This is a genomic window from Leisingera sp. CC-HEC096 (assembly GCF_059429235.1).
The window spans coordinates 2891851-2909056 of record NZ_JCAIJS010000001.1; the positions used below are offsets into that span (position 1 = coordinate 2891851).

Genomic DNA, 17206 nt, shown 5'->3' on the forward strand with positions numbered 1-17206 from the left:
GGCTGAAGGTGGCGTTAACCAAATAAGGCAATTCCGGGGAAGCTGTTAACTCGGCTTGCGTCTTCGGCAGCCATTGTGGCCGTAATCCCTCGTTTTGCGCCTTGTTTGACGCCCGTTGCGGCGCTAAGGCATAGGGGCAGCTAAGTTCAGGAGCCAAAAGATGTCCAAACTGGTCACGATCTATGGCGGATCCGGTTTCGTGGGCCGCTACATTGCGCGGCGCATGGCCAAGGAAGGCTGGCGTGTGCGGGTGGCGGTGCGCCGCCCCAATGAAGCCATGCATGTGAAACCCTACGGTGTTCCGGGCCAGGTGGAGCCGGTGTTCTGCAACGTCCGCGATGACATGTCCGTGGCCGCAGTGATGCAGGGTGCGGATGCAGTGGTGAACTGCGTGGGCGTCCTGAACGAGCTGGGCAAGAACACCTTTGGCGCCGTTCACGCCGAAGGCGCGGGCCGCATAGCCCGCATCGCGTCGCAAGAAGGTGTCGCGAGCCTGGTGCATATCTCAGCGATTGGCGCTGATGCGGATGCTGCCAGCGAATACTCCCGCACCAAGGCCGCGGGTGAAACTGCTGTTCTGCAGCACTTCCCGGGTGCCGTGATCCTGCGCCCCTCGGTGATCTTCGGGGCCGAGGACGAATTTTTCAACCGCTTTGCGGGCATGACCCGCCTGTCGCCGGTTCTGCCGATTGCAAGCGGCGCCACCCGGTTCCAGCCGGTCTACGTTGATGACGTGGCTAAGGCCGCGGTCAAGGGCGCAACTGGCGCGGCGGAGGGCGGCATCTATGAACTGGGCGGCCCTGAGGCCAAGACCTTCCGCGAGCTGATGGAGCAGATGCTGGAGGTGATTCACCGCCGCCGCCTGATCCTGTCGCTGCCCCGCCCTGCCGCCTGGCTGGTAGCTTTTGGTTTTGACATGCTGCAGGCGGCCAGCTTCCAGCTGATCGAAAACAAGACGCTGACCCGCGACCAGCTGCGCAGCCTGAAGTCGGACAATGTGGTGTCCGAAGGCGCCAAGGGGTTTGGCGATCTGGGTATCAGCCCGGTCAGCCTGGAGGCGGTTCTGCCGGACTACCTGTGGAAATTCCGCCCCTCCGGCCAGTATGACGAGATGACAAAATCGGCCCGCAACCTGCGCAACGGCACCTGATTGCCGCTACGGTCCAAGGATTTGAAAGCGCGGGGATTTCCCCGCGCTTTTCGTTTCCGGCTCAGCTGCTGTAGGCGATAGCCAGCAGAATGCTGCCCAGGATCACCCGGTAGATCACGTAAGGCGTGAAACTGACAGAGCGCAGCAGCCGCATCATCAGGCTGAGTGCGGCCAGCGCCGACAGCATCGCCAGCACTGCGGCGATCCCTGCATCGCGCATCAGGGCGGTGTTGGCCTCCAGCGCCACCTCGGTGCCCAGGAGCACGCCCGAAGCGATGATGGTGGGGATCGACATCAGCATGGCAATGCGGGCGCCGTCCTCGCGGGTGTAGCCCAGATGGCGCGCGCCGGTGATGGTGATGCCGGAGCGCGAGGTGCCGGGGATCAGCGCCAGCATTTGCCACAGCCCCATAATCAGCGCGTCGCGTCGGCCCCAGTCTCCGGTTTGTTTCACCTCGGCGCCTTTCTGGTCGGCCCAGTACAGCACGAGGCCAAAGCCCAGCATTGTCCAGCCGATCACCGCCATCGACCGCAGCGCATCGCTGAGGCCGGTGAAATGCAGCACCGCGCCGAACAGAACGGTTGGGATGGTGGCGATGATCAGCCCCATGGCGAGCCGGGCGCCGGGCGTGTCCGTGCGGCCCGTAAGGGCGCGGGGCAGGCCGATAAGGCCCTCGCGCACATCGCTCCAGAAATAGATCATCACCGCGGCCAGGGTGCCCACATGCACGGCGACGTCGATCACCTGCCCTTGATCATTCAGCCCGGTCAGTCCGGGCAGCAGAATCAGATGGCCGGAGGAGGAGATGGGCAGGAATTCGGTAATGCCCTGGATCAGCGCTACCAGGACAAGCTGGAAAAGAGGCATACTAAAAACGTCCTTTGCTGGCCGCGAACGGGCCGTAAACTGTCGCGACCCTGTATAATTCCCGCCTCTGAATTGGGAAGCGGATATTATGGTCCGATCCGGACCTAAAATTTCTGTACATTTCCGCCGAACACGGTATCAGAGGAAAAGCGCTGACAAAATAGGTCAGCATAGTTGACATAAAGCGTTCCAGTACCTGCAAAGGTGCCCTCGCAGCCAGACAAACGATGGAGTCCAGCCCGTGGCCAAGCAACCGATGCTGAAATTTGTGCAGATCGAACGCGACATGCCTCAAAAGCGTGACGCGAGTGTACGCAAGGAAGACTTCAATGAGATTTACGCGGAGTACGCTGCTGCCAAGGCTGAGGAGCAGGCCAGCCGCTGCAGCCAGTGCGGCGTGCCGTATTGCCAGAGCCACTGCCCGCTGCACAACAACATCCCCGACTGGCTGCGCCTGACCGCAACCGGCCGCCTGGAAGAGGCTTATGCCACCTCGCAGGCCACCAACACCTTCCCGGAGATCTGCGGCCGCATTTGCCCGCAGGACCGCCTGTGCGAAGGCAACTGCGTGATCGAACAGTCCGGCCACGGTACCGTCACTATCGGATCGGTCGAGAAGTACATCACCGACACCGCCTGGGAAAAAGGCTGGGTCAAGCCCGCAGCGCCGCTCGCTGAGCGCAGCGAGAGCGTTGGCATCATCGGCGCCGGCCCCGGCGGCCTGGCGGCGGCGGACATGCTGCGCAAGGCCGGTATCCAGGTGACCGTCTATGACCGCTATGACCGCGCTGGCGGGCTGCTGATGTACGGCATCCCCAGCTTCAAGCTGGAAAAGGACGTGGTCGAGCGCCGCAACAAGCTGCTGGCCGATGGCGGCGTGACGTTCAAGCTGAACTGCAACGTGGGCGAAGACATCTCGTTTGAGGACATCCGCGCCAAGCATGATGCGGTGATCATTGCCACCGGCGTCTATAAATCGCGCGATCTGGCGATGCCGGGCAGCGGTTCCGAAGGGATCGTCAAGGCGATCGATTTCCTGTGTGCCTCGAACAAGAAGAGCTTTGGCGATGCGGTTGAAGAATTCGACAACGGGTCGCTGAACGCCGAGGGCAAGAAGGTCGTCGTGATCGGCGGCGGCGATACCGCGATGGACTGCGTGCGGACCTCGATCCGCCAGGGAGCGACCTCGGTCAAATGCCTGTACCGCCGCGACCGCGCCAACATGCCGGGCTCGCAGCGCGAGACCCAGAACGCCGAGGAAGAAGGCGTGATCTTTGAATGGCTGTCGGCACCCAAGGGCTTCACCGACGATGGAGGCAAGGTTGCCGGCGTGATGGTCCAGAAGATGCGCCTGGGCCAGCCGGATGCTTCGGGCCGTCAGGCGCCGGAAGTGATCGAAGGCGCGGATTACATTGAAGAAGCCGACCTGGTTATCAAGGCGCTGGGCTTTGAGCCGGAAGAACTGCCCACACTGTGGAACCAGCCGGAGCTGCCGGTGACCCGCTGGGGCACCATCAAGGCCGCGTTCCAGACCGGCGCCACCGAGCTGGACGGTGTCTATGCCGTGGGTGACATCGTGCGCGGCGCGTCGCTGGTGGTTTGGGCGATCAAGGACGGCCGCGATTGCGCCGAGGCGATCATCGAAAAGCTGAACAGCAAGGCCGCGGTGGCCGCGGAATAACCCGGCACCCCCCGTACACCGCTTGTGCACCCCCTGTGCACCGGCGGGCAGCAACAGAGCAGCGCCAAGGTCAGCACTGCTGACCCAGCCAGCAAAGGACAATGGACATGAGCGAATTGCAGGGACAGTGCATGTGCGGCGCAGTGAGCGTCACCGCGACGCCCGCGCGCGCCTCTATTTCCGCCTGCCATTGCGAGATGTGCCAGCGCTGGGCCAGCGGCCCGTTCCTGAGCTTTCAGGCCGGAACCGGCTACGCTGCGCTGGGTCCGGTGCGGACCTATCAGTCCTCGCAGTGGGCGGAGCGCGCGTTCTGCGGCGAGTGCGGATCGGCGCTGTGGTACCGGATGACCGCAGGAGAACATAAGGGCCAGACGCAAATGTCGGCTGGCCTGTTTGAAAACGCAGGCGGCAATGAATTGCGCCTGGAACTTTACATCGACAAGAAGCCCGCGGGCTACGCCTTCAGCAGCAGCTGCCGGAAACTGACCAGCGCTGACGTGATGGAGATGTTTGCCCCCGCCGTAGAAGGAAACAGCCAATGACCAAATATGATGCCGATTGGGTGCGCGCCGAGGAAGCCAAGCGCAAATGGATGGCTGAAAACGGTCTCTATTCCGAGGAAGAGGAGCATTCGTCCTGCGGTGTGGGGCTGGTTGTCTCGGTTGACGGCAAGAAGAGCCGCAAGGTGGTTGAGGCCGGCATCGACGCGCTGAAGGCGATCTGGCACCGCGGCGCGGTGGACGCCGACGGCAAGACCGGCGACGGCGCGGGCATCCATGTGCAGATCCCGGTGCCGTTCTTCTATGACCAGATCCGCCGCACCGGCCACGAGCCGCGCCAGGATGAGCTGATGGCGGTGGGCCAGGTGTTCCTGCCGCGCACCGATTTCGGCGCCCAGGAGCGCTGCCGGACCATCGTGGAAACCGAAGTGCTGCGCATGGGCTATTCCATCTATGGCTGGCGCCATGTGCCGGTGGATGTGTCCTGCCTGGGGGAAAAGGCCAATGCCACCCGCCCGGAGATCGAGCAGATCCTGATCTCCAACTCCAAGGGCGTGGACGAGGAAACCTTTGAACGCGAGCTTTATGTGATCCGCCGCCGGATCGAGAAGGCGTCGTCGTCGGCCGGTATCTCCGGCCTCTATATCGCGTCGCTGTCCTGCCGCTCGATCATCTACAAGGGAATGATGCTGGCCGAGCAAGTTGCGGTGTTCTACCCGGACCTGATGGATGAGCGGTTCGAGAGTGCCTTTGCGATCTATCACCAGCGGTATTCCACCAACACCTTCCCGCAGTGGTGGCTGGCGCAGCCGTTCCGGATGCTGGCGCACAACGGCGAAATCAACACGCTGAAGGGCAACCTGAACTGGATGAAGAGCCATGAGATCCGCATGGCATCTTCGACCTTTGGCGACTATGCCGAAGACATCAAGCCGATCGTGCCGGGCGGCGCTTCCGACTCCGCCGCGCTGGACGGCGTGTTCGAGGTTCTGGTGCGCGCGGGCCGTTCGGCGCCGATGGCGAAAACCATGCTGGTGCCGGAAAGCTGGTCCAAGCAGGCGGTAGAGCTGCCGCAGTCCTGGCGCGACATGTACTCCTACTGCAACTCTGTGATGGAGCCCTGGGACGGCCCCGCCGCGCTGGCGATGACCGACGGCCGCTGGGTTTGCGCGGGCCTGGACCGCAACGGCCTGCGCCCGATGCGTTATGTGGTGACCGGCGACGGGCTGGTGATCGCGGGGTCCGAGGCTGGCATGGTGCCGATTGACGAAGCCACCGTGGTTGAGAAGGGCGCGCTGGGCCCAGGCCAGATGCTTGCCGTCGACATGGAAAAGGGCAAGCTGTTCCGCGACACCGAGATCAAGGACAAGCTGGCGCGCGCGCTGCCGTTCGGCGACTGGGTAAAGCGGATCAACGATCTGGACACAACCCTCGCCAGCGTCACCGAACAGCCGCTGTTCAGCGGCGAGGAGCTGCGGCGCCGTCAGGTGGCGGCCGGGTATACAATCGAGGAGCTGGAACAGATCCTGGCGCCGATGGCCGAGGACGGCAAGGAAACGCTGGCGTCGATGGGTGATGACACGCCCTCTGCCGTGCTGTCCAAGATGTACCGCCCGCTGAGCCACTTCTTCCGCCAGAACTTCAGCCAGGTGACCAACCCGCCGATCGACAGCTTGCGCGAATACCGGGTGATGTCGCTGAAGACCCGCTTCGGCAACCTCAAGAACGTGCTGGACGAGGACAGCTCCCAGACCGAGATCATCGTTCTGGAAAGCCCCTTTGTCGGCAACGCCCAATGGGACAAGCTGGTGCAGCAGTTCAACGCGCCGCTGGCCGAGATCGACTGTACCTTTGCACCGGGCCGCGGCGCGCTGAACGCGGCGCTGGAGCGGATCCGGGCCGAAGCCGAAGAAGCAGTGCGCTCTGGCGCGGGCCATATCGTGCTGACCGACCAGTATTCGGACGCCAGCAAGGTGGCGATGCCGATGATCCTGGCGACCTCTGCCGTGCATTCGCATCTGACCCGCAAGGGGCTGCGCACCTTCTGCTCGCTGAATGTGCGCTCTGCCGAGTGTATCGATCCGCATTACTTTGCGGTGCTGATCGGCTGCGGCGCCACCGTGGTGAACGCCTATCTGGCAGAGGATTCGCTGGCCGACCGCATCGAGCGCGGCCTGCTGGACGGCACCCTGACCGAGAACGTCGCCCGCTACCGCGAGGCCATCGACCAGGGTCTGCTCAAGATCATGGCCAAGATGGGGATCTCGGTCGTGTCCTCCTACCGTGGCGGCCTGAACTTCGAAGCTGTGGGTCTGTCCCGCGCCATGTGTGCCGAGTATTTCCCGGGCATGACCTCGCGCATTTCCGGCATCGGTGTGACCGGTATCCAGACCAAGGCAGAGGAAATCCACGCCAAGGCCTGGAAGGCGCCGGAGGGCGTGCTGCCCATCGGCGGTTTCTACAAGGCGCGCAAGTCGGGTGAGACGCACGCTTGGGAAGCGACCTCGATGCATATGATGCAGATGGCCTGCAACCGCGCGTCTTATGAGCTGTGGAAGCAGTATTCGGCGAAGATGCAGTCGAACCCGCCGATCCACCTGCGCGACCTGCTGCAGATCAAGCCGCTGGGCAAGCCGATCCCGCTGGAGGAAGTGGAGAGCATCACCGCGATCCGCAAGCGGTTCGTGACCCCGGGCATGTCCCTGGGCGCGCTGAGCCCCGAGGCGCACAAGACCCTGAACGTGGCAATGAACCGCATCGGCGCCAAGTCCGATTCCGGCGAGGGCGGCGAGGATCCGGCACACTTCGTGCCGGAGCCGAACGGCGACAACCCCTCTGCCAAGATCAAGCAGGTGGCATCGGGCCGCTTTGGTGTGACCGCGGAATACTTGAACCAGTGCGAAGAGCTGGAAATCAAGGTGGCCCAGGGCGCCAAGCCCGGTGAGGGCGGCCAGCTGCCGGGCATGAAGGTCACCGACCTGATCGCCCGCCTGCGCCACTCGACCAAGGGCGTGACCCTGATCTCGCCGCCGCCGCACCACGACATCTACTCGATCGAGGACCTGGCGCAGCTGATCTATGACCTCAAGCAGATCAACCCGCGCTGCAAGGTGACTGTGAAGCTGGTGGCGTCTTCGGGCGTTGGCACCATCGCCGCGGGCGTGGCCAAGGCGAAGGCTGACATCATCCTGATCTCGGGCCACAACGGCGGCACCGGGGCGTCTCCGGCGACCTCGATCAAATACGCGGGCCTGCCGTGGGAGATGGGCCTGACGGAAGCGCATCAGGTGCTGGCGATGAACAACCTGCGCGAGCGGGTGACGCTGCGCACCGACGGCGGCCTGCGGACCGGCCGCGATATCGTGATGGCAGCAATGCTGGGCGCCGAGGAATACGGCATTGGCACCGCGGCACTGATTGCGATGGGCTGCATCATGGTGCGCCAGTGCCAGTCCAACACCTGCCCGGTGGGCGTCTGCACCCAGGACGAATCCTTGCGCGCCAAGTTCACCGGCAACGCCGACAAGGTGGTGAACCTGATCACCTTCTACGCCCAGGAAGTGCGGGAAATCCTCGCCTCCATCGGCGCCCGGTCGCTGGACGAGGTGATCGGCCGGGCCGACCTCCTGGCGCAGGTGTCGCGCGGCTCCGCCCACCTGGACGACCTGGACCTGAACCCGCTGCTGATCACCGTCGATGGCTCTGCCAGCATCGTCTACAACCGCGACAAGGAGCGCAACGCGGTGCCGGATACGCTGGATGCGGAGATCGTGCGCGACGCTGCCCGCTTCCTGCAGGACGGCGAGAAGATGCAGCTGTCCTATGCAATCCAGAATACCCACCGCACCGTGGGCACCCGCACGTCCAGCCATATCGTGCGCAACTTCGGCATGCGGAACTCGTTCCAGCCGGATCACCTGACCGTGAAGCTGCAGGGTTCTGCCGGCCAGGCGCTGGGCGCCTTTGCGGCCCCGGGCCTGAAGCTGGAAGTGTCGGGCGACGCCAACGACTATGTCGGCAAGGGCCTGTCGGGCGGCACCATCGTGGTGCGCCCGCCGCAGGTGAGCCCGCTGGTGGCCTCGGAAAACACCATCATCGGCAACACCGTGCTGTACGGCGCCACCGACGGCTACCTGTTTGCTGCGGGGCGCGCGGGCGAGCGCTTTGCGGTCCGCAACTCCGGCGCCAAGGTGGTGATCGAGGGCTGCGGCTCCAACGGCTGCGAATACATGACCGGCGGCGTTGCGGTGATCCTCGGCTCGATCGGTGCCAACTTCGGCGCGGGCATGACCGGCGGCATGGCTTATCTCTATGACCCCGAGGGCAAGGCCGCGACCCTGATGAACATGGAGTCGCTGGTCACCTGCCCGGTCACCGTGGCGCATTGGGAAGCGGAGCTGAAAAGCCTGATCGAACGCCATCAGCAGGAAACCGGCAGCCGCAAGGCCGCGGAGATCCTGCAGCATTGGGATATCGAGAAGGCGAACTTCCTGCAGGTTTGCCCCAAGGAGATGCTCGACAAGCTGGCGCATCCGGTGATGCAGGAACAGGCTGCGGTTCCGGCGGAGTAAGCCGGGCCAGAGACTGAAACCGGACCCCGCAGGCGCAGGCTTGCGGGGTTTTTCATTGCCCTCGGGCCGCCTCGTCCGTGGATACCGGCTTCCTCTTGCCAAAAATATCCTGGGGTGAATTGAGCCGCAGGCTCAAGAGGGGCGGTGCCCCTTGCCTTGCCTCCGGAGACTCACGGCCGGCGAAATACGGCACAAGGCAACTGACCCTTTGTGAATGCCCTGCTGCCGTCCTATAGAGGGGCATGGCCAAGGCAGTTGCAAAGAAGAAGAAAACCAAGAGCAGCAAGAAGACGGCGAAGCGGCAGATTCAGCCGCTGCGCTGGCTGCGGCGCTGGATCTTGCGCGCGGTGCTTGCGGTTGCGGCGGTCTTCCTTTTCCTCATCCTGCTGTTTTCAGTGGTGAATCCGCCTATCACCCACACCATCTGGGCTGAGCAGCGCCGCCTGGGCGAGGTCGACCGGATGTGGGTGCCGCTGGAGGAGATGGCACCGGTGCTGGCGCGTTCCGTCGTGGCGGCGGAGGATGCGCAGTTCTGCCGCCATTGGGGCTTTGATGCCCGCGCCATTCAGGCCGCGATCGAGGCGGGCGGCAGCCGCGGCGGCTCGACGATTTCGCAGCAGGTGGTGAAGAACGTGTTCCTGTGGCAGGGCCGCAGCTGGCCGCGCAAGGTGCTGGAGACACTGCTGACCCCGGTGGTGGAAATCGTCTGGAGCAAGCGGCGGATCCTGGAGGTCTATCTGAACGTTGCCGAGATGGACGAAGGCGTGTTCGGCGCCGAGGCCGCGGCGCGCAAGTATTTCGGTGTCGGCCCGGATCAGCTGAGCGCCCGCCAGGCGGCGCTGATCGCCGCGGTTCTGCCCAATCCCAAGGAACGTTCGGCCCGCAAACCCTCGAACTTCGTGCAGCGCCGGGCGCGGCAGATTCAGGACGGGGCGGCCACGATTCGCGCAGACGGGCGGGCGGATTGTTTCGAGGATTGAATCTTTCTCCCGGCCAAGGCATTGCTGGGTATCCGTAGTCACGTTTCTGGAGATCCCCTGTAGCCATGGCGCGCCTGTACCACGTTCCCCTGTCCCCCTTTTGCCGCAAGGTTCGGCTGTCGCTGGCGGAGAAGAAGATCGAGGTTGAGCTGGTCGAGGAGCGCTATTGGGAGCAGGATCCCGATTTCCTGCGCCGCAACCCGGCCGCCAAGGTTCCGGTGATCCGGCTGGACGGCCAGATGATGGCCGAAAGCGCGGCGGTCTGCGAATACCTGGAGGACACCAGGCCGGAGCCGCCCTTGATGCCCAAGGATGCCGCGGGCCGCTATGAGGTGCGGCGGCTAGTGAGCTGGTTTGATGACAAGTTCCACCACGAGGTGACCTCCAAGCTGCTGTATGAGCGGGTGAACAAGAAGATCACCGGCGAGGGCTATCCCGACAGCCGCAACGTGAAGGCCGGCGCCAAGGCGATCAAATACCATCTGGATTACATGGCCTGGCTGCTGGACCACCGGCGCTGGCTGGCCGGGGACATGATGACGCTGGCGGATTTCGCCGCCGCGGCGCATCTGTCATCGCTGGATTACATCTCGGATGTGGACTGGAACCGGTCGGCGGTGGTCAAGGACTGGTACGCCAAGATCAAGTCGCGGCCCGCGTTCCGGTCGATCCTGGCCGATCAGGTGCCGGGCTTCCGGCCGCCGCCGCATTACACTGATCTGGATTTCTGATATCAACGGGTTGAGGGGCGCTGCCCCTCTTGGGCCTTAGGCCCAATTCACCCCGGAGTATTTGGGGAAAGATGAAAGACGGATCCGGCATCAAGCAAAGACTGGTTGCGCAGGCGCTGGCGGAGGGGTTTGTCGCCTGCCGGGTCTGCCGCCCGTGGGACGTGACGGAGGTGCCGGGACGGCTGCAGGCCTTTCTGGAGGCGGGCTATCACGGGCAGATGGGCTGGATGGCGGAGCGCACCCATTGGCGGGGTGATCCGGCGCAGCTGTGGCCCGAGGCGCGGTCGGTGATCATGCTGGCGGAAAGCTATACGCCTGATGAGGACCCGATGGCGGTGGTGGGGCAGGCGGATCGCGGCGCGGTGTCGGTCTATGCCCGGGGCAAGGATTATCACGACCTGGTCAAGAAGCGTCTGAAGCGGCTGGCGCGCTGGCTGATTGCCGAGGCCGGTGAGGGCTGCGAGGTGAAGGTCTTTGTCGATACCGCGCCGGTACCGGAAAAGGCGCTGGGCCAGGCGGCGGGCTTGGGCTGGCAGGGCAAGCACAGCAATCTGGTGAGCCGGGATTGGGGCAATTGGGCCTTTTTAGGCTCTGTTTTCACCACGCTGGAGCTGCCTGCGGATGCGGCAGAACGGGACCGCTGCGGGTCCTGCCGGGCCTGTCTGGACAGCTGCCCGACGGATGCCTTTCCGGCGCCCTACCAGGTCGATGCGCGGCGCTGCATTTCCTACCTGACCATCGAGCACAAGGGGGAGGTGGCGGAGGAACTGCGCGAGAAGATGGGCAACCGGATCTATGGCTGCGACGATTGCCTGGCGGCCTGCCCGTGGAACAAGTTTGCGGTGGCGGCCAGCGACATGCGCTATGCCGCGCGCGAGGAGCTGAAGGCGCCGAGGCTGGCGGAACTTGCTGCCTTGGACGATGCGGCGTTCCGGACGATGTTCTCCGGCTCGCCGATCAAGCGGATCGGGCGCGACCGCTTTGTGCGCAATGTGCTTTATGCCATTGGCAATTCCGGTCTGCCGGAGCTGCGGCAGGCGGCGCAGCGGCTGGCGGGGGATCCGGACCCGGCGGTGGCGGATGCGGCGGCTTGGGCGGTTCAAAAGCTTTCGTGACGCAAACAGGATGGACGCGGCGCAAATAGGCGTTACACCCGGTCCGGCGAACAGAGTTTGAGAGGGCTGGGCATGGCGCTGTTGCTGGGAGTGGACACGGGCGGAACCTATACCGATGCGGTGCTGATCCGCGACGAGAAGGAGGTGATCGCTTCAGCCAAGTCGCTGACCACGCGCCAGGATCTGGCGATTGGTGTTGGCGGCGCGATCCGGGCGGTGCTGGAGCAATCCGGTGTCAAGTCCGAGGACGTGTCGCTGGCGGCGCTGTCCACTACTTTGGCCACTAATGCGCTGGTCGAGGGGCAGGGCGGCCGGGTGGCGCTGATCTATATCGGCTTTAAAGAGGACGATTTGGACCGGCACGGGCTGCGGGACGCGCTGAAGGGCGATCCGTCGCTGGTGCTGCCGGGCGGCCATACCCATGCGGGCAGCGAGGCGGCGCCGCTGGACGTGGAGGCGCTGGAGATGTTTCTGCGCACCGAGGGGCAGGGGGTGACGGGTTTTGCCGTTGCCGGTGTCTTTGCCACCCGGAACCCGGCGCATGAGATGGAGGCCGCGAGGATCATTCATGAGCTGACCAGCGCGCCGGTCACCTGCTCGCACCAGCTGTCGGCCAAGCTGAACGGGCCCAAGCGGGCGGTGACGGCGGTTTTGAATGCGCGTCTGATCGGGATGATCGACCGGCTGATCGGCCGGGCGCAGGACACGCTGCGCGACCTTGGGATTGAGGCGCCGATGATGGTGGTGCGCGGCGACGGGGCGCTGATGAGCGGCGAGCAGGCGCGGGAGCGGCCGATCGAGACCATTCTGTCGGGGCCGGCGGCCTCGATCGTGGGAGCGCGCTGGATGACCGGTGTGGAGCATGCGCTGGTCAGCGACATCGGCGGCACCACCACCGATGTGGCGCTGATCCGGGACGGCAAGCCGGCGATTGACCCGGCCGGTGCCCGGGTCGGCGAGTTCCGCACCATGGTCGAGGCGGTGGCGATGCGGACCACCGGTCTCGGCGGTGACAGCCAAGTGCATCTGAACACCAGCGGCCTGTCTGGGGGGCTGACCCTGGGGCCGCGACGGGTGGTGCCGGTCTCGCTGATAGCCACGGATGCGCCGGAGGTGGTGCATGCGGCGCTGGACGAACAGCTGCGCAATACAACGGTGGGCGAGTTCGACGGGCGTTTCGTGCGGGCGGTGCCGGGGGTGCCGGTGGCGGGGCTGAGCGAGCGCGAGGCCGGGCTGCTGGCGCGGATCGGGATGCAGGTGCACCCGCTGGGAAGCATTCTGCGCACCCGGATGGATCACGGCTCGCTGAACCGGCTGGTGGACCGCGGGCTGGTGCAGGTGTCGGGGGTGACGCCTTCGGACGCGAGCCATGTGCTGGGCCGGGTCGCTGCCTGGGACCGGGAGGCGGCGGAGAAGGCGCTGACCCTCTTTGCCCGCCGCCGGGTGGGCAGCGGCGACATGGCGGCGAAGGATGCGGAAACGATGGCGCAGATGATCATTGATCAGCTGACCGAACAGACCGCCCTGACCCTGTTGGAGTCTGCCTTTGCCGAAGAGGCCGAGAGCTTTGGCCTGCCGGAGAAGGAGCTGGCGCGGCACGTGCTGCTGCAAAAGGGGCTTGCCCGGCACCGCGGCCTGCTGGCGCTGGATGCCTCGATGAATGTGGATGTGGTCGGGCTTGGCGCCTCTGCCCCCGGCTATTACCCGGCGGTGGGGGAGCGGCTGCGCTGCAACATGATCCTGCCGGAACACGCGGGCGTGGCCAATGCCATTGGCGCGGTTGTGGGCCGGGTCACCATGCGGCGCAGCGGCACCGTGACGTCCCCTGCGGAGGGCAAGTACCGGGTGCATCTGGAGAGCGGCCCGGTGGATTTCCCGGCCTCCGGTGACGCGCTGGCGGCGCTGGAAACGGCCCTGGCGGAGGAGGCGCGCGGCGCGGCGGAGGCGGCCGGCGCCGAGGACATCCACGTGCATGTGGAGCGGGATATCCGCACCGCGCAGGTGGAATCGCGGGAGGTGTTCGTCGAGGGCACGCTGACGGTGGAGGCCAGCGGCCGGCCGCGGGTGGCGCACGCCTAGGTGTCTTGGGCTGTAAAGCGGGTTTTCCGGGAAAACCCGCTGCCTCCGGCGGGGATATTTAAGGCCAGATGAAGCACGGATGCTTGCTGGAGATCCGGCAAGTGAAATGCCCCGCCGGAGTGCGGCGGGGCTGAAAGCGCTTAGTTAGATCCTATTCCGCGGCGGCGCCGCGTTTGGGCAGCACCCAGTCAGGGCGCGGGAAATGGCAGGTGTAGCCGGTGGGCAGCCGCTGCAGATAATCCTGATGCTCCGGTTCTGCCTCCCAGAAATCGCCAACCGGCTCGACCTCTGTCACCACCTTGCCGGGCCAAATGCCGGAGGCGTCGACGTCGGCGATAGTGTCCTCGGCCACGGCTTTCTGGGTTTTGTCCACGTAGTAGATCGCCGAGCGGTAGCTCATGCCGATGTCATTGCCCTGGCGGTTCAGGGTGGTCGGGTCATGGATCTGGAAGAAGAACTCCAAGAGCTCCCGGTAGGAGGTGACGGCGGGGTCGAAGACGATCTCGATCCCTTCGGCGTGGGTGCCGTGGTTCTGGTAGGTGGCGTTGGGCACGTCGCCGCCGGTATAGCCGACGCGGGTGCTGATGACGCCGGGGCGCTTGCGGATCAGTTCCTGCATGCCCCAGAAACAGCCGCCTGCTAAGACGGCGCGTTCGGTGGTGCTCATTTCACGGTCTCCACTTGGTTGATGTAGGCGCCATAGCCCTCGGCCTCCATGTCGTCCAGGTGGACGAACCGAAGGGAGGCCGAGTTGATGCAATAGCGCAGGCCGCCCCGGTCCATCGGGCCGTCGGGGAAAACATGGCCCAGGTGGCTGTCGCCGTGGGTGGAGCGGACCTCGGTGCGGATCATGCCGAGGCTGCGATCCTCCAGCTCCTGGATATGTGCGGATTCGATCGGCTTGGTGAAGCTGGGCCAGCCGCAGCCTGACTCGTACTTGTCGGAGGAGGCAAACAGCGGCTCGCCCGAGACGATGTCGACATAGATGCCCGGCTCCTTGTTATAAAGCAGTTTGCCGGTGCCGGGGCGTTCGGTGCCCGCGTTCTGGGTCACATAGAACTCTTCCTCGGAGAGGGCGGCAACGGCGTCCGGGTTCTTGAAGTATTTGGTCATGGTGTCCTCCCGCCTGTTCGCGTTTGGTGCAGAACATGGGGTCTGGATGCGCAAATGCAAAGCCCTGTTACAGGCGGCTCGCAAAGCCGTGTGCTGGGGCGCAGCAGTGTGCCGTCAGGCCGCGAAGGCGCCGGCCAGGTCGCCGGGCAGGTCAAACTCCCGCAGCACCCGGGCGCGGGCGTCTTCCGACATCTTCCGGGCGGTCTTCTCGACAATGCGCTGCACCTTGTCCGCCGGATGCTTGGCGGCGAAGGGGGCGAAATACCACTTGAGGAAGACAAAGCAGATGATGTCCTCCAGCGCCTGCACCTGATCGTCGCGCTTGATGCCTTCCTTGCGCAGCATCTTGGCGGCGGCCTCCGTGTCCCCGGTGCCATAGCCTGCGTCCTGCATCAGGGAGGTGACGACATCAGCGTGATGCACAGCCTCGGCCTTGCGCCAGGCGAGATAGCCGGCCCGGCCTTCGGGGAAGGCATCGCGGGCGAGTTTCCAGCGTTCCACATGCTGGCCGCGGGCGGCGATTTGCAGCACCTCGGAGGCGTCCGGGAACAGGCGTTCCTGCTCCTGGCTCATCCGCTGGCCATAGAGCAGCGCGGCAGGCTGGCCGTCTTCCAGGGTGGGGTCCAAAGCGTTGGCGGCGTCGATCGCTTCCAGCACCTGGGTCAGTTGCGCGCTCATGCGGCGTCCTCCTGTTGGGGTCTTGAGGGTCAGGTTAAGCCGTAAACACGAGGGGTTGCAACGGGCCGCGCCGCGTCAGCGGCGCCGGGCCCAAGGGGCAGGGACGGGCGTCAGCCCGGCTTTGCCGCGCGGGAGAGCTCCGTTTTGCGCCGGTTGGCCTGGCGGGCCAGCTGGACGGCCAGAATGCCGCCGGTGACGATGGCGACGCCCAGCAGGTCGAGCGGTCCCAGTTTTTCGCCGAGCAGCACGCTGGCGATTGCCACGCCGAACACTGGGTTCAGGAAGTGGAAGGTGGCGGCGCGCACCGGGCCGATGCGGTTCAGCAGCAGCACCCAGATGAAGGTGGCCATCAGCCCGGGCACGATGGTGGTATAGGTGAAGGCTAGCGCCAACGGCCAGGTGGGGTTCACGAAAATCTCCTCGGTCAGCGGCGCGGTCACGAACAGGATGGCGGAGCCGACCAGCATCTGCAGCCCGACCACCATCATGAAATTGCCGCCCGAGGTGGCGCCGCGCAGGGCGAGGGTTGCGGCAGTGAGGGCCAGCACACCGATGACGCAGAGGCCAACGCCCAAGAGGTCGACACCTGCGCTGAGCCGTGTGCCCATGATCAGCGCGACACCCAGGATGCCGGACGCCAACCCGGCGTATCCCAAGGGGCGCAGCCGCTCGCCGAACAGGGCCCAGCCGGCCAGCGCCACCAGCAGCGGCATGGTGGAGGCGATGATTGCGGCCAAAGAGGCCTCGATCCATTGCATGGCGACGAAGTTCAGGCCGAGGTAGAGTGCGTTCTGGCAGATGCCGAAAATCACCGTGGCCCGCCACTGGCCCGGCGTCAGCCGCCAAGTCTGCCCCATGGCGCGGGCGATGGCGACACCGATCAGGCCGGAAATCAGAAAGCGGACCGCCAGCGAGAACAGCGGCGAGGCGTCCTGCACAATGATCCGGGCCGAGGTGAAGGCGGAGGACCACATCAGGGCAAAGGCCAGCCCCATGGCAATAGCGCGCGCATCCATCGTGAGTTCCTTTCTCCCGCGGCGGACCTTCGGGGAAATGCGGGTAGAGATCAAGCCGGACAGAGCCCGGGGTCAGCTGAGCCGGGCCATCAGGACCCGCCTAGCTGGCGGCGCGGCCGCGCTGCAGAGAGGTGTCGGCAATGGTCCGCGTTGCAGGGCCGAGGCTGGTGCCGGGCAGCAGCGCCGCGCTCAGGATCAGTATAAGGTTTACTTCAGTCATCCGGCAGCGCTCCCCCTCGTTTACCGGAGGGTGCGCCCGCTGTGCCGCGTTGGCAAGCAGCAACGCTGCGGCGGCGGGCGAACAATCAGCCGGCGCCCACTCATAGGCAAAAGAAAAGGGCCGCCCGCTGGGGCAGCCCTGAAACCGTCCGGAAGTTGTCCGGTATCAGCCGTTGACGCTGTCTTTCAGCGCTTTGGCGATGGTCATCTTGACCACCTTGTCGGCTTCCTTGGTGAACTTCTCACCGGTGGCCGGGTTGCGCACTTCGCGCTCGGGGCGCTCACGGCAGTAGATCTTGCCGACGCCCGGCAGGGTCACGGCACCGCCGCCCGACACTTCGCGGGTGATCAGCGAGCAGACCGCTTCCAGCGCAGAACCTGCAGTTTTCTTGTCACTGCCCATTTCCTCGGCCAGTGCGGCTACAAGCTGGGTTTTGGTCATCGGTTTGGACATTCTTCGTCTCCTTAAAGCTGCCCGAACTGTGGGGCCTCATCGCGAGACATT

At 64.9% G+C, this 17206-nt stretch carries 14 protein-coding genes; 8 read left to right on the plus strand and 6 right to left on the minus strand.

All coding sequences use genetic code 11. The features are described from left to right. Positions 1–160: 160 nt before the first annotated feature. On the plus strand, positions 161–1150 hold the full coding sequence (locus AC5STI_RS13875) for a complex I NDUFA9 subunit family protein (RefSeq protein WP_495447084.1): 990 nt from the start codon (positions 161–163) through the stop codon (positions 1148–1150). A gap of 61 nt (positions 1151–1211) precedes the next feature. Here the strand turns inward: AC5STI_RS13875 and AC5STI_RS13880 are convergent, their stop codons facing one another. Further along, positions 1212–2018, minus strand: a complete 807-nt coding sequence (locus tag AC5STI_RS13880) for an undecaprenyl-diphosphate phosphatase (RefSeq protein WP_495447085.1) — start codon at positions 2016–2018, stop codon at positions 1212–1214. Between the two features lie 241 nt (positions 2019–2259). On the opposite strand from AC5STI_RS13880, the gene AC5STI_RS13885 reads away from it, so the two are divergent. The 7 genes from AC5STI_RS13885 to AC5STI_RS13915 all read left to right on the plus strand — a co-directional run bounded on the left by AC5STI_RS13885 (position 2260) and on the right by AC5STI_RS13915 (position 13675). Further along, on the plus strand, positions 2260–3699 hold the full coding sequence (locus AC5STI_RS13885) for an NAD(P)-dependent oxidoreductase (RefSeq protein ID WP_495447086.1): 1440 nt from the start codon (positions 2260–2262) through the stop codon (positions 3697–3699). Positions 3700–3806: 107 nt separating this feature from the next. Next, on the plus strand, positions 3807–4241 hold the full coding sequence (locus AC5STI_RS13890; protein WP_495447087.1) for a GFA family protein: 435 nt from the start codon (positions 3807–3809) through the stop codon (positions 4239–4241). Further along, the gene (gene gltB / locus AC5STI_RS13895) at positions 4238–8770 is read left to right on the plus strand and encodes a glutamate synthase large subunit (protein ID WP_495447088.1); all 4533 of its coding nucleotides are present in this window, start codon (positions 4238–4240) and stop codon (positions 8768–8770) included. Before AC5STI_RS13890 ends, gltB begins: the two co-directional genes overlap by 4 nt. Positions 8771–9012: 242 nt before the next feature. Continuing rightward, on the plus strand, positions 9013–9750 hold the full coding sequence (gene mtgA, locus AC5STI_RS13900) for a monofunctional biosynthetic peptidoglycan transglycosylase (protein WP_495447089.1): 738 nt from the start codon (positions 9013–9015) through the stop codon (positions 9748–9750). Positions 9751–9815: 65 nt separating this feature from the next. Continuing rightward, positions 9816–10481 carry an FtsZ-binding protein FzlA gene (fzlA, locus tag AC5STI_RS13905; RefSeq protein ID WP_475048611.1) on the plus strand — a complete coding sequence of 222 codons (666 nt, stop codon included), beginning with the start codon at positions 9816–9818 and terminating at the stop codon, positions 10479–10481. Positions 10482–10552: 71 nt separating this feature from the next. Further along, positions 10553–11596 carry a tRNA epoxyqueuosine(34) reductase QueG gene (queG, locus tag AC5STI_RS13910; protein ID WP_495447090.1) on the plus strand — a complete coding sequence of 348 codons (1044 nt, stop codon included), beginning with the start codon at positions 10553–10555 and terminating at the stop codon, positions 11594–11596. A gap of 72 nt (positions 11597–11668) precedes the next feature. Beyond that, positions 11669–13675 (plus strand): hydantoinase/oxoprolinase N-terminal domain-containing protein, encoded by a 2007-nt coding sequence (locus AC5STI_RS13915; protein ID WP_495447091.1) that lies wholly within the window; start codon positions 11669–11671, stop codon positions 13673–13675. Positions 13676–13826: 151 nt separating this feature from the next. Here AC5STI_RS13915 and msrA read toward each other — a convergent pair whose 3' ends face one another. From msrA to AC5STI_RS13940, 5 genes are all read right to left on the minus strand, one after another. Further along, positions 13827–14342: a peptide-methionine (S)-S-oxide reductase MsrA gene (gene msrA / locus AC5STI_RS13920; protein ID WP_495447092.1), complete on the minus strand. Its 516-nt coding sequence runs from the start codon at positions 14340–14342 to the stop codon at positions 13827–13829. Continuing rightward, entirely contained in the window at positions 14339–14788 is a 450-nt protein-coding gene (gene msrB, locus AC5STI_RS13925) for a peptide-methionine (R)-S-oxide reductase MsrB (RefSeq protein WP_495447093.1), read from the minus strand. Before msrB ends, msrA begins: the two co-directional genes overlap by 4 nt. A gap of 114 nt (positions 14789–14902) precedes the next feature. Then, positions 14903–15466 carry a DUF4202 domain-containing protein gene (locus AC5STI_RS13930; RefSeq protein ID WP_495447094.1) on the minus strand — a complete coding sequence of 188 codons (564 nt, stop codon included), beginning with the start codon at positions 15464–15466 and terminating at the stop codon, positions 14903–14905. A gap of 110 nt (positions 15467–15576) precedes the next feature. Beyond that, the gene (locus AC5STI_RS13935; protein ID WP_495447095.1) at positions 15577–16482 is read right to left on the minus strand and encodes a DMT family transporter; all 906 of its coding nucleotides are present in this window, start codon (positions 16480–16482) and stop codon (positions 15577–15579) included. A 385-nt stretch (positions 16483–16867) separates the two neighbouring features. Further along, the gene (locus tag AC5STI_RS13940) at positions 16868–17155 is read right to left on the minus strand and encodes an HU family DNA-binding protein (protein ID WP_008553440.1); all 288 of its coding nucleotides are present in this window, start codon (positions 17153–17155) and stop codon (positions 16868–16870) included. Between the last annotated feature and the right edge of the window lie 51 nt (positions 17156–17206).

Bases quoted from the DNA above. Each gene is read 5' to 3' on its own strand.
- AC5STI_RS13875 (WP_495447084.1), top strand. From the start codon at position 161: ATGTCCAAACTGGTCACGATCTATGGCGGATCCGGTTTCGTGGGCCGC.
- AC5STI_RS13880 (WP_495447085.1), bottom strand. From the start codon at position 2,018: ATGCCTCTTTTCCAGCTTGTCCTGGTAGCGCTGATCCAGGGCATTACC.
- AC5STI_RS13890 (WP_495447087.1), top strand. From the start codon at position 3,807: ATGAGCGAATTGCAGGGACAGTGCATGTGCGGCGCAGTGAGCGTCACC.
- gltB (WP_495447088.1), top strand. From the start codon at position 4,238: ATGACCAAATATGATGCCGATTGGGTGCGCGCCGAGGAAGCCAAGCGC.
- mtgA (WP_495447089.1), top strand. From the start codon at position 9,013: ATGGCCAAGGCAGTTGCAAAGAAGAAGAAAACCAAGAGCAGCAAGAAG.
- fzlA (WP_475048611.1), top strand. From the start codon at position 9,816: ATGGCGCGCCTGTACCACGTTCCCCTGTCCCCCTTTTGCCGCAAGGTT.
- queG (WP_495447090.1), top strand. From the start codon at position 10,553: ATGAAAGACGGATCCGGCATCAAGCAAAGACTGGTTGCGCAGGCGCTG.
- AC5STI_RS13915 (WP_495447091.1), top strand. From the start codon at position 11,669: ATGGCGCTGTTGCTGGGAGTGGACACGGGCGGAACCTATACCGATGCG.
- msrA (WP_495447092.1), bottom strand. From the start codon at position 14,342: ATGAGCACCACCGAACGCGCCGTCTTAGCAGGCGGCTGTTTCTGGGGC.
- msrB (WP_495447093.1), bottom strand. From the start codon at position 14,788: ATGACCAAATACTTCAAGAACCCGGACGCCGTTGCCGCCCTCTCCGAG.
- AC5STI_RS13930 (WP_495447094.1), bottom strand. From the start codon at position 15,466: ATGAGCGCGCAACTGACCCAGGTGCTGGAAGCGATCGACGCCGCCAAC.
- AC5STI_RS13935 (WP_495447095.1), bottom strand. From the start codon at position 16,482: ATGGATGCGCGCGCTATTGCCATGGGGCTGGCCTTTGCCCTGATGTGG.
- AC5STI_RS13940 (WP_008553440.1), bottom strand. From the start codon at position 17,155: ATGTCCAAACCGATGACCAAAACCCAGCTTGTAGCCGCACTGGCCGAG.